This window comes from Pseudomonas marincola, from assembly GCF_900116605.1.
Classification (GTDB): Bacteria; Pseudomonadota; Gammaproteobacteria; order Pseudomonadales; family Pseudomonadaceae; genus Aquipseudomonas; species Aquipseudomonas marincola.
On record NZ_FPBC01000007.1, the window covers coordinates 113,865 to 126,085 of the forward strand.

General features: G+C 57.4%; 11 protein-coding genes. 2 read left to right on the forward strand and 9 right to left on the reverse strand.

What is annotated here, in order from left to right:
* Nucleotides 1–113: 113 nt before the first annotated feature.
* The 9 genes from BM395_RS13005 to bufA2 all read right to left on the reverse strand — a co-directional run bounded on the left by BM395_RS13005 (nucleotide 114) and on the right by bufA2 (nucleotide 10,579).
* Nucleotides 114–530, reverse strand: coding sequence for a DUF1850 domain-containing protein (locus tag BM395_RS13005; RefSeq protein ID WP_069900007.1), 417 nt, complete (start codon nucleotides 528–530; stop codon nucleotides 114–116).
* A complete protein-coding gene (locus BM395_RS13010; protein WP_069900008.1) occupies nucleotides 527–2,554 on the reverse strand; it encodes a TRAP transporter permease in 2,028 nt (675 codons plus the stop codon). Before BM395_RS13010 ends, BM395_RS13005 begins: the two co-directional genes overlap by 4 nt.
* Before the next feature lie 235 nt (nucleotides 2,555–2,789).
* The gene (locus tag BM395_RS13015) at nucleotides 2,790–3,743 is read right to left on the reverse strand and encodes a TAXI family TRAP transporter solute-binding subunit (RefSeq protein ID WP_069900009.1); all 954 of its coding nucleotides are present in this window, start codon (nucleotides 3,741–3,743) and stop codon (nucleotides 2,790–2,792) included.
* A 269-nt stretch (nucleotides 3,744–4,012) separates the two neighbouring features.
* A complete protein-coding gene (locus tag BM395_RS13020; protein WP_069900010.1) occupies nucleotides 4,013–5,356 on the reverse strand; it encodes a sigma-54-dependent transcriptional regulator in 1,344 nt (447 codons plus the stop codon).
* Between the two features lie 93 nt (nucleotides 5,357–5,449).
* Nucleotides 5,450–7,198, reverse strand: coding sequence for a sensor histidine kinase (locus BM395_RS13025; RefSeq protein WP_090512715.1), 1,749 nt, complete (start codon nucleotides 7,196–7,198; stop codon nucleotides 5,450–5,452).
* A gap of 103 nt (nucleotides 7,199–7,301) precedes the next feature.
* Complete coding sequence (cfaB, locus tag BM395_RS13030) at nucleotides 7,302–8,486, reverse strand: C17 cyclopropane fatty acid synthase CfaB (protein WP_090512469.1); 1,185 nt, start codon at nucleotides 8,484–8,486, stop codon at nucleotides 7,302–7,304.
* An 87-nt stretch (nucleotides 8,487–8,573) separates the two neighbouring features.
* Nucleotides 8,574–9,353, reverse strand: coding sequence for an HvfC/BufC N-terminal domain-containing protein (locus BM395_RS13035; protein ID WP_090512472.1), 780 nt, complete (start codon nucleotides 9,351–9,353; stop codon nucleotides 8,574–8,576).
* On the reverse strand, nucleotides 9,344–10,189 hold the full coding sequence (bufB, locus tag BM395_RS13040; RefSeq protein WP_090512475.1) for an MNIO family bufferin maturase: 846 nt from the start codon (nucleotides 10,187–10,189) through the stop codon (nucleotides 9,344–9,346). Before bufB ends, BM395_RS13035 begins: the two co-directional genes overlap by 10 nt.
* A gap of 129 nt (nucleotides 10,190–10,318) precedes the next feature.
* On the reverse strand, nucleotides 10,319–10,579 hold the full coding sequence (bufA2, locus tag BM395_RS13045; protein ID WP_069900014.1) for a BufA2 family periplasmic bufferin-type metallophore: 261 nt from the start codon (nucleotides 10,577–10,579) through the stop codon (nucleotides 10,319–10,321).
* 552 nt (nucleotides 10,580–11,131) lie between these two features.
* On the opposite strand from bufA2, the gene BM395_RS13050 reads away from it, so the two are divergent.
* Together BM395_RS13050 and BM395_RS13055 are read left to right on the forward strand one after the other, a co-directional pair.
* Nucleotides 11,132–11,611: a hypothetical protein gene (locus tag BM395_RS13050; RefSeq protein WP_090512478.1), complete on the forward strand. Its 480-nt coding sequence runs from the start codon at nucleotides 11,132–11,134 to the stop codon at nucleotides 11,609–11,611.
* 1 nt (nucleotide 11,612) lies between these two features.
* The gene (locus BM395_RS13055) at nucleotides 11,613–12,185 is read left to right on the forward strand and encodes an adhesin (RefSeq protein ID WP_090512479.1); all 573 of its coding nucleotides are present in this window, start codon (nucleotides 11,613–11,615) and stop codon (nucleotides 12,183–12,185) included.
* Nucleotides 12,186–12,221: the final 36 nt, after the last annotated feature.

Below are 12,221 nucleotides of genomic sequence, written 5' to 3' on the forward strand. Positions count from 1 at the left end.
GCGCCCTGAAAACGTCCCGTCGCAGACGAACAAAACCCCCATAGGCGGCAGCCGAATGGGGGTTCGATTCAACAGTATACCGGTGCTTGTGGCGCCGGGAGCAGGCCGACATGTCAGCCCTTGCCTGCACCTTTCGCTGCAGGGGAGTCGAACTCACAACTCCAGAGTTCCAACGCCGGCTGGCTCGCTTTTGGCGGGCCAAGCCATTTACTTGCCGCCTGGCAACGTTGGTTAAAACACAGTTGGTAATCCCCGGCCTCGGGAGTTCGTCCCAAGCGCAAGGGTTGCAAGGGTGGAAGCTGGCGATGGTAATGCCAGCTGCCCTCACGCAGTTCGGCATCGGCAGGGATTTCCATGCCAGCACCAGAACCTCGTACCCGCGCCTCGCCGAGTTGCAAACCCTCGGCGGTCACGCGGTAATCCTCTTCCCAGCGGATATGCTCAATTGTGTGCTTCCAGGCCAGGGTAAATTCGCTGACTGGCAACTGCGCCCAGACCGCGCCCGCAAGCCCCATGCACAAACCAATCATGCAGTAGCCGCCTGACTGCGGCGCGAACGCCAGAAGTGCGCAAAGAAGAACAATGCCGCCAGCACAAAGCCGATCTCGTCACTCGCCGGGGTTGCCAGAATCAGGCTGGCCCCTGCAGCGAAGCCCAGCACGCGCTCCCACCACGGCAGCTTGGATTGCAGGTAGCCGGTAAACACCACGCCCCACAAACCAATCGCCACGCCGGCCTTGAACAGCGCATAAATAATCGCCAGCCAGCTATCGCTCTGCATCATCAGCGCCGGGTCGTAAACCGCCATGAACGGCACGATGAAGCCGGCAATCGCGATACGAATCGCCCACAGGCTGATCTTCAAACCAGTCTCTTTGGCAATCGGCGCCGCCGCAAAACAAGCCAGCGCTACCGGCGGCGTAAGGTCAGCCATGATGCCGAAATAGAACACGAACATGTGCGACACCACCAACGGCACGCCCAGATCCAGCAGCGCGGGGGCGGCAATCGAGCTGGTGATGATGTAGTTGGGGATGGTCGGAATACCCATGCCCAGCACCAGACAGGTAAGCATGGTCAGCACCAGCGACAGGAACAGGTTGTCCTGACCGATGGCCAGAATGTAACCGGCAAAGGTCGACGCCACGCCCGTCAGGGAAACCACCCCGATAATCACCCCGACCAGTGCGCAAGCAATCCCCACCGGCACTGCGTGACGAGCCCCTTCAACCAGCGCATGCAGGCAGACGGTAAGCGTTTCACGGCCGCCCTTGATGAACCAGCAGATGGCCACCAGCAACGCCACGACGCCAAACACCACACCAATGCCCATCGAGAAGAAGCCGGCGCAGAGCAGACCCAAGGCAATCCAGAAGGCAATCCGCAGGCCCAGTGACGAGACGCGCATGATGATCGCCGAGCCAAGAATCACAATCGCTGTCAGCGACAAGCCGACCATACCGCTGAACAACGGCGTACGGCCCGAGAACAGCAGGTAAACCAGAATGAACAGCGGGATCAGCAGATACCAGCGGGCTTTTACCGCGGCCCACGGATCCGGGCACTGATCTTTCGGCAGTCCCAGCAAGTTGGCCCGCTTGGCTTCCAGATGCACCATCCAGAATACCGAGCCGAAATACAGAATGGCCGGCAGCAAGGCCGCCTTGGCAACTTCGTAGAACGGCACGTTAATGGTTTCAGCCATGATGAACGCAACCGCACCCATCACCGGCGGCATGATCTGGCTGCCCATACTGGAAGTCGCCTCGACGCCACCGGCAAAAGCCGGGCGATAACCGAAGCGTTTCATCAGCGGAATGGTGAACTGGCCGGTGGTTACCACGTTGGCAACTCCGGAACCGGTGATGGTGCCCATCAATGCAGATGACACCACCGACACCTTGGCCGGGCCACCGAGCTTGTGGCCGAAAAAGCCCAAGGCAAAATCAGTGAACAGCTTAATCATGCCGGCTTGTTCGAGGAACGCACCGAACAGGATGAACAGGAAAATATAGGTCGCAGACACATAGGTCGGCGTGCCGTACAGGCCTTCAGTACCGTAGGCCAACTGATTGACCAACTGGTCGATCTCATAGCCACGGTGCTGCAAATCACCTGGCAAGTATTGGCCAAGCAGGCCGTAAGCCAGAAACAGCGCGCAAATAATCGGCAAGGCGATGCCCATAACCCGGCGCGCGGCTTCGAACACCAAGAACACCAGCACCAGGCCGACAAACATGTCCATGCTGGTGAGGTCGCCGGATCGCTGAATCAGGTCGGCTTCGAAAATCCATTGATACGCCGCCGTCGCCATACCGGCCAAACCCAGCAGCCAGGCCAGCGGTTGCCAAGGGCGACCCTTGCCAGTGGCAGAGAAACTGATGAACACCGTCAGCAACAAGAAGCCAACGTGAACGGCGCGCAACACCTGGCTTGAAACCGGGTGAAAAGCGGCAGTGATGATCTGAAAAACAGAGAACAGCAGCGCTACGATAAACAGCGCTTTTGGCCACTCGCCGGGGTTGGCGGACAGGCCCTGGTTTTGCTCGCTCATGGCGCAAACACTCTCAATATTGCTACTGCGATAGAGGTGCTAACAAAACCGACTGCCCAGGCGGCACTGGCTTTATTAGGCTCCCTCTGCAAAACGTCTGCAGCCGATACCAATCACACGTTAAGCATGTTCGGCTGCATCGGTTGTTGCGATTAGCCCAAGTGCGGAGTGGCCGCGCCAAGGCTGCTTTGGACCGGGCGGCAACAGCCACCCGGTCACTTTCGGCAAACGATGCTTACAGCGCGCCAACTTCTTTGTAGTAGCGCTCAGCACCTGGATGCAGAGGGATCGGCAGGTTCTTGGCAGCAGTTTCCAGCTTGATGTCCTTGGCCGCAGCGTGGGCGTTGCCCAGACGGTCGAGGTTTTCAAACATCAGCTTGGTCATCTGATACGCAGTCTCTTCCGACACGCCTTCGTGGCTGACCAGAATGTTGGTGATGGCCACAGTCGGCACATCAGCTGTCTGGTTGTCGTAAGTACCGGCCGGGATCACAGCAGCCTGATAGGCGTCGTTACCGATTTTGCTGACAACGTCGGCTGGCACCGAAACGAAGTTGATTGGCAGAGTTGCAGACAAGTCACGAATCGCCGCCATGCCCAGACCCGAAGATTGCAGGGTGGCATCCAGCTGACGGTTCTTGATCAGTTCAACCGACTCGGCATAAGGCAGGAATTCAACCTTGCCCATGTCTTCATAGCTCAGGCCAGCGGCCTTGAAGATTGCACGGGCGTTGAGTTCGGTACCGGACTTGGGTGCGCCCACCGAAATGCTCTTGCCTTTGAGGTCAGCCAGCGTGGTGATGCCGGACTCTTTGCTGGCAACAATCTGGATGTAGTTCGGGTAAGTACCGGCGATTGCACGCAGCTTTTTCAGCGGCGCCTTGAAGCCCGCGTCTTCCACGCCTGCCCAGGCATCCGCAACCGAGTCACCCAAAGCCAGGGCCAGCTCGCCGCGACCGGCTTGCAACAGGTTGAGGTTTTCAACCGATGCCTTGGTGGCCTGTACGGAGGTTTTCGAACCTTCGATGCCATTGCTGTAGAGCTGCGACAGCGCAACGCCAATCGGGTAATAAACACCGCTGGTGCCGCCCGTGAGGATGTTGATGAATGTCGGCGCCGCGAGTACGGCAGTGCTGGCAGTCAGCGTTGCGGCAGCAGCAAATAGGCTTAAACGTTTGGTCATTCGCATGGAAGAAGCTCCGTCGTTGTTATGGCTTTATGCAGAGTTTTCAATGTAGACGATCAGTCAGCACGTCACCGGACAGGCGACTACCTGTGCATTGAATACAGGCCTGTGATCGTTATTGTTCGTGGCCGCAGATGCACCGGCCTGAGTAAAGCTATAGCAGATGCCGTGCCAAGCGGCTAAACACCCGTGCTAGAGCCATCTCGATTGAAAAACCAGCCATGTCAGGCGGAAAACCGCTTATACGAAAAATCCCATAGGCAAAAATCCGCCTATTCGTCATCCACGCTGCCAGCCGGGCGATAGGTGCTGCGCTGCAACCCATGACGTTGCATCTTCTCATTCAGGGTGCGCCGCGGCAGACGCAGCATGTCCATCACCTGATTGATGTTGCCCTGACAACTGAGCAATGCGTTGTGCAGGCACTGCGCCTCGAATGCTTCCATCTGCTCGGCCAGCGAGCTGCTCTCGACGTGCTCGGCCGGCGCACTCAACCCCAGCGCATGACGCTCTGCCGCGTTGATCAACTCGCGCACATTGCCGGGCCAGTCATGCCCCAGCAACCGCGCCAGTTCGCTGGAGGCCAGCGCCGGTGCCGCGCGTTCATGGCGCACGGCCGCCGCCTGAACGAAGTGCTCGAACAGCAGCGGAATGTCTTCCCGCCGCTCGCGCAGCGGCGGCAACTGCAAGTCCGCGACATTCAGGCGATAGTACAAGTCTTCGCGGAAACGTCCGGCTTTGACCTCGTCAAGCAAGTCGGGTTTGACCGCACTGATGACCCGCAGATCAACCTGAATACTGCGGTTGGAGCCCAAGCGCTCAAGGCTTTTCTCCTGCAACACGCGTAACAGCTTGACCTGCTGGGCCAGCGGCAGGCTCTCGATCTCGTCGAGAAACAGGGTTCCGCCGTGCGCATGCTCGATGCGGCCAATGCGCTTGCCTTGGGCGCCCGTGAAAGCGCCACTCTCGTGGCCGAATAATTCGCTCTCGAACAAGTGCTCTGGAATCGCCGCACAGTTGAGCGCAACAAACGGCTTGTCGGCGCGTGGACTGAAGTCATGCAGGCAACGCGCAACGCGTTCCTTGCCGCTACCGGTGTCGCCGCGAATGAGAATATTGACCGAGGTTCCGGCCAGCTCGAGGATTTGCCGACGCAAGTTGACCATCGGTTTGGAAACGCCCAGCAACTGGCTTTCTATGCGGTTTTTGAACGCCGACTGCTGGCGCAATTCGCGGTTTTCACACACCAACCGACGTTTATCCACAGCCCGGCGCACGCTGTCGAGCAGGCGTTCCGGGGTGAAAGGTTTTTCGATGAAGTCGTAAGCGCCGTTGCGCATGGCCTCAACCGCCATCGGCACATCACCATGGCCGGTGACCATGATCACCGGCTGGTCAGCATCCTGGGCGAGCAGTTTATCCAGCAACTGCAAACCATCGGTGCCCGGCATGCGTACATCGGTGATGACCACGCCGCTAAATTCGCGATCGACCAGATTCAGGGCTTGGGCCGCGCTGGCGCAGGCAGTGACCTCGAAGCCGGACAGCTCCAGCCACTGCTGAACCGCATCACGGATTGCCGCTTCATCATCGACTACCAAAACCTGACCGCTCATATCACCTCCTGACTGACCGGCCGCAGTGTATCGCCAACCGCAAAATTCTCTAGTGCGAAAATCATCTGCCCGGCGCAATCAGTCACAGTCAACTCAGGAGACGGCTGCCAGTTTGAGGGTGAACACAGCGCCCGCCGCGCCATTTGCCGCCTCCAGCGTACCGCCCATTTCACGCACGATTCCGTAGGAAACCGCCAGACCGAGACCCAGCCCCTGGCCCACTGGCTTGGTGGTGAAGAAGGGCTCGAAAACCTGCGCGAGTTGATCGCTGCTAATCCCGCCGGCGTTGTCCTCAACCCGCAAAACAGCGTGTTCGCCCTCCTGCGCAATAGTTATCCACAGCTGCGGATGCGCTTGATCCGTAAGCGCATCGAGGGCGTTATGCAGCAGATTGAGCAACACCTGTTCAAGACGAATGGCATCGCCCATGACCATTACGTTGTCGTCTGTCTCGCGTCTGAGCTGCACATTTTCACTGCGCATGCGTGGGGCGAGTAATTGCAGGGCCTGCTCCAGCACATCATCCAGGCGCAGGCGCTCTTTAAGCCCGGACGGACTCTTGCGCGCAAAAGTTTTCAGGTGTCCGGTAAGCCCGGCCATACGCTGCAACAGCCCATCAATACGTTGCAGCCCTTCATGTACATCTGCCTGGCGACCGCTATCGAGCAACAGGCGCAGGCTGCCCAATTGCATCTGCATGGCTGTGAGAGGCTGGTTGATTTCGTGGGCCATTGCCGCCGACATCTGCCCCAGCGCGGCCATTTTGGCGGCATGTACCAGACCTTCCTGCGCTTCATGCAGCTCGGCGGTGCGCAGCTCCACTTCGCGCTCCAGGCGTTCGCGAATGCCGATCTGCAAACGCTGATTCTTGCGCCGCTGAAACAGATACAGCAGCAAAAATACCAGGGTCATCCACACGCCGGCGGCGGCAAGCCGATAGCTGCGAATGCTCTCGTCAAAACTCGAAGGCTCGACCAGATAGTGCAGCGTCCAGCCTTCTTCGGGCATCAACAAGCTCTGCCACAGGTAGTCACGCTGACCATCCGGGCCATCTACTGTGCGCCGCTGGGCGTCGTTATCAATCTGCTGGCGCAAGGTGCTGGGCAAGGGCTTGAGTGCCTGTTCGGCATACTTGCGCACCTCCACCAGCTCGTTGCGAACGCTGTCACTCAGCGGCTGCAGCGAACGGAAACGCCAGGCCGGGCGGTTACTCAGAATCACCACTGAATAGCCGTCAGCCACCAACAACACGCCGCTCTGCCCTGCCCACTCACGCTGCAATTGCTCGAACTCAAGCTTGACCACCAGCACGCCGATTACGCTGCCATCGTCATCGTGCACCGCATGCGAAAGGAAATAGCCGGGAATTCCGGTGGTCACGCCAACGGCAAAAAAACGCCCGGCAGACTGCTTGAGCGCATCCTGAAAATACGGCCTGAAGGCGTAATTGTTGCCGACAAAACTGCTCCAGTCCCGCCAGTTACTCGCCACCAGCGCTTGCCCGCGCATATCCAGCAGATACAAGACGTTGGAACCGGCGGCCAGGTTGAGCCGTTCGAGACGCTGATTGAGTTTTTCGCGGAGCAGGCGATCTTTGGGCGCACGCAGCAAGGTTTTAATGTCGCTGTCGAGCGCCAATACCTCTGGCACCGAACGGAACCGTTCAACCAGCGCGTGTACCGACTGGGCATACAACTGCAGTTGATCCCGCGCTTCAACGCTGCGGTCCTTCCAGGCCTGATTCTGCGCATAACGCCCGGCCACCAGCATGCTCAACAGCAAGCCGATGACGATCAGCAGAACAATCCAGAACACCCGATAACGGACAAACAAGGCAGGCATGTGCAACTCATCACTCGGCAATTCAGGCATGGTAAGGCAATGCGCTGAATTGTGCAGGGTGATCGCCTGCCCTTACTCAGTTAGGTCATTCGCTCCCTTGCGATCAGCGGTAAATATCGGCCCGGCTCCAGGGCAAATCATGCCCGCCATCGGGATACGGTCGGGTAGCTAGAATCTGGTGAATGTTGACCCAGTTATGCGCAAAACCATACGAGCAGCCTGCCAGATAAAGCCGCCAGATTCGCAGCGCCTGATCCGGCACCAGCTTGCTGGCACGGTCGAGTTGGCGCTCCAGACGCTCGCTCCACATGGCCAGCGTGCGGGCGTAATGCAGGCGCAGACTCTCGATATCGACCACTTCCAATCCGGTTTCGCTGAGCAGGCTGGTCATGGTTGCGACATGCGGCAATTCACCGTGCGGAAAAACGTACTGGCCAATAAAGTCGCCAGCGCCCCGGCCAACCGGGCGGCTGTCGGTGTATTTGGAGGTAATACCGTGGTTGAGCATCAATCCGCCCGGCTTCAATGCGCCGTACAGGCAACTGCAATACAGCGGCAGATTGGCCAAGCCGACATGCTCGAACATGCCGACGCTGACAATCTTGTCGAACTGGCCCTGCTGCGGCAGGTCGCGGTAATCCATGAATTCGAGGTTTACCTGCCCTTCAAGACCTTCTTCCTTAACCCGTTGCCGCGCCAGTTGCAGCTGCTCTTTGCTCAACGTGATGCCAAGCACCTGCGCGCCGAATTCACGCGCCGTAAACCGCGAAAGCCCGCCCCAGCCGCAGCCTACATCCAGTAATTTATCGCCTGGTTGCAGGCGCAATTTGCGGCAGATATGGCGAAGCTTGGCTTGTTGAGCCTGCGCCAGCGTCTCATCACCCTGAGGAAAATAGGCGCAGGAATAGACCATGTCCGGGTCGAGCCAAAGGGCATAGAAGTCGTTGGAAAGGTCGTAGTGATAACTGATGGCCGCCGCGTCCACTTCCTTGTCATGAGCTTGATGCTCAGGCTCGGCTGACACGTCATCGCCCAAAACCGCCTGACTCAGGGCGTCTCCCACCTCAATCACATCGCGCATTGAGCCTTCGAGGTCGATGCGCCCCTCAACATAGGCACCGCCTAACGTATCAAGGCCCGGATGTGAGAGCTGGGCAATCAGCGTCGGGTCTTTCACCACCAACGTCACACGGGGGCTGGGGCCAAGATCGTACTGTTTGCCATCCCACAAACGCAGGCGTAGCGGCAGGTTGAGATTATCGAATGATTGCGGAAGATGCGCGAGCATTAGGGCCTCCAATTCTCAGTCAACAACACCTGAAAAAAGGATAGCCCACTCACGAAAATATTCAGCTAATGAGCGCGATAGCCAGACTTAATGCGCCTGCAAAATGCCGTCGCTGAGCCACTGGCGCAACCAGGTAACGGCTTGAACCGGCGCGTTATCACCCAGCTCAGTCAACGCTGCGCATAAACCCGAGAAGTTCGTGCCTTGCACAGCCATGGCCTGCAACGCCCCAGTCTCGGCCTCGCCTAAACTGCGATAGCGGGTGACCAGTTCCTGCCGCCAAACCAGACATACGCTGGGCTGCTCAAGTTTTACACTGCCTGGAAATTCACCCTGATTCTTCAGCGCTCGCCAGATGTCCAGCGTGTTAAAGGTAAATGTTTGCCACTGCACGCTGGGCAACAAACGCACCTGCAAGTTCGGCCAGTCTTCTGCCGGCAATGCCGCGACCTGCTCGAACAGCAAGGCCTGCGCATCCGGCGCATCAAACGCCAGAGTGAACGCCCACTCAAGCCGCGCCAACTCGCTCAAGGGTTGCGCTTGTTCAGGTATCAGGTGTGTATCGATAAAGTCGGCAAAATCAGCGCCAAGCCAACGCAAGCTGAAGTGCTTGGGCGGATGGGTATCGATATACGCCTGAGCCAGGGCCGCAAACTCTTCGTCGCCCAACCATTGATGCACAGCCTCAAAATCACCGCGCAGCACTTCCTGCAAGCGCGCGCGATAGGCGTTGTGATAAATCGCCAGCCCCAGATCGACATCCAGTGTCGGGCCGCCAATCAGCGTGTCGCGCAGCGCGGCATTGGGCACCGAGTCGGCGTTGAGCAGGTAGTTCTCGATTTCATTCTGCCATTCGATCAGACGCATGCAGGCTCCTTGGCAAAGGCGCGGGCGGCAATGCTGCGGGCTTTTTCCAGCTCGTCCATCAACTCCGCAAACGGCGGAAAGTGATCGTCGCGTTCGATCATCGTTGCAACGGGGCCAAAGTGACGGGCCGTGCGCTCATAAAGCTCCCACACCGGATCACACACAGGGTGATCGTGAGTATCGATCAGGTATGTGCCGTAATCGGTATGCCCGGCCAAATGCATTTGGCGGATCTTGTCGGCCGGTAAACTGCTGATGAATTCCCACGGATCAAAGCCATGGTTGCGCGCGCTGACATAGACGTTATTGACGTCCAGCAGCAACTCACAGCCGCTCTCGGCGCTCAGCGCTGAGAGAAATTCCCACTCGGTGAATTTGTCGCCCGCACTGCGGATATAAGTCGAGGCGTTTTCCAGCACCAGCGGCCGCTCGATAACATCCTGTACCTGGCGCACGCGACTCGCCACATGGCTCAGGCTTTCTTCGGTGAAGGGCAGCGGGAGCAGGTCGTGCAGGTGATGAGCGCTGCCACGACTCCAGCACAAGTGATCGCTGATCCATTGCGGTTTGACCCGCTCGGCAAGCGTTTTCAGGCGTTTCAGGTAATCGTTGTCGAGATCATGCGGGCCGCCGATAGACAGCGAAACGCCATGCATCACCAGCGGATAGTGCTCGCCGATGGCATCGAGGTAATAGAGTGGCTTACCGCCCTCGACCATGTAGTTTTCGGAAATGATCTCGAACCAGTCGACCGCAGGGCGCTGTTCAAGAATTTCCTGATAGTAGTTGGTACGCAAACCCAGGCCGAAGCCCAGAAATTGAGATGCAGCCGTCATTGGCACTCCTCAAGGAACCTCTGAAAAAACGTCGAGCCAGCGCTTTGGTTTGACTGCCTTTTCAGAGGCGCCTGAAACAATCAGATAAAAGCCGCAGCGGCTCTTGTGAAGAACCGCTGCGTTTGTGCATTACTCGCCAACAGTACCTTTAGCGGCATTGCACTCAGCCAGTGACATCGCTTTGAAGCCCTGACCCTTGCAAATGCCTTGGCCTTTGCAAGCGTTGTTAGCTGTTTTGCAGTCGTTCTGGCCTTTGCAGGAGTTTACGCCGAAGCAATGGACTGGAGATTCTTCAGCCACTACAACCGTGCTCGCCATGGTGGCAAACATTGTGGCAGCAGCGAAAGCGATAGCAGCACCAGTAGCAGCAACGTTTGTTTTAGTCGACATAAGTTCATCCTCAAATTGTTTTTAAAACCAGTCGAGCAGAACTGCTCATGACTCTGGCAGGAAATTAGAGCCTGCGCTATTCGCTGCGTTACAGCACCAATCAAATTATTTGCCAGAAGTTTTACCAGAATCGCTAAAACCGCTGTGCTAGAGGCTTCGCAACAGACTTCACAATAATGGCAAAGCGCTATTGGTGAATCGAGATTTCTCGACGCTGTTTCAAAAATGAAACAAGCCAGCGCTCTATACCCCGCATATACGCTAGCTGAGGAAGATACTCAGGCCGGTGTTTCATAGTTGATACAGCCGTCTGTGTTGTCCGTTCGGTCAATGAAAACGGGGGGTCAACACAATGAATGCGCTGAATGTGTATCACCAGCGCAACAGTAAAAAGTTTTGAACTTAGGAGAAATTTTATAAGTACCTGATTAACCGCATAAAACCATTTCCGGCATGAGTTCTGCGAGTACCACCGCGCATTAACACCAGAGAGCAGTGACATCCTTTTTGCGATTTGTGCGGTTTTGTAGGGAAGAACAAGGAACGCATGTCATGGAAATTATTAGAAGAACGAGCTTGCTAGGGCTTATCAGTGTGGCGGCGGCGATTTGCATCGCAACGCCAGCTATTGCTGCAGATGGCATCATCGTACTCAACCGGGAAGTACAGCCTCGCGTTGCCACTCATCCTACCGACATGCCTGACCCGAATCCTACTGTGGTCAACACCAACATCTCGCGTGACGTCAACAACCTGCTCAATGGATCTGCCAGCGGCAATCGGGTCAGCGCTGAGCTGAGTGACAGCGACTTTGCCGGTGTTACCAGTGGCTCCAGCATCAAGTCGACCATCATGCCCGGCGGCAACCTGACGGGCCTCAGCACATTCGGCACCACGCCCACTAGCACGCAAAATACTGGCGGCAATGATGTCGGCCATGCGGGCGGTGCCGGTGCGGGTTTGAGCAATACCATCAACGGTACGATTCAACGCGGGCTTGCGCCGCTGAATATGCTGGGTGGAGGCCAATAAAATGAAACATTGGCCGCTCATCGTGCTGCTTTGCGTGCCTGCGTTGGCATTGGCAGACACAGCACCGACCCATAACTCAACCATTGCCAACAGCGGCAGCTCCTACAGCGGCGCGCTGTCGGTCAATCAGGCCGCCGGGGATATGCAGCAGCAGAGCAATGCCCGGGCACTGGCTGTCGGTTCAGGCGCCAATGCCGCCATTGTGCAAAAACAAGATATTCAAATAGACGGCCTGGATTCAGTCATGAACACCAGCGCCGCTATTCAAGGCTCTGCCTTCAGCAACGGTAATGGTGCCCTTGGGGTCAACCAGTCTGCTGGCGCGGCAACTCAACAAGTCAACGCGATGAGTATCAGTGTGGGCACTGGCGTCGAGAGCATCGACGACTCGGTTCTGGCCCAAAGCATCGCTGTTTCAGGAATCTCAGGAGCAGGTGAATCAGCCACAGGGGAGAGGCGCGTCGTTACTGACGACAGCGCATTTGGAGGCAGTCGTGGCGTGGTGCAGCTGAACCAGAGTGCCGGGGTAGGTAACCGAATGGCCAACTCCCTCAGCATCAGGGTTGTGGAATGACCCTGCAGTAACACCCAACAGTAAGTCCAACACAGC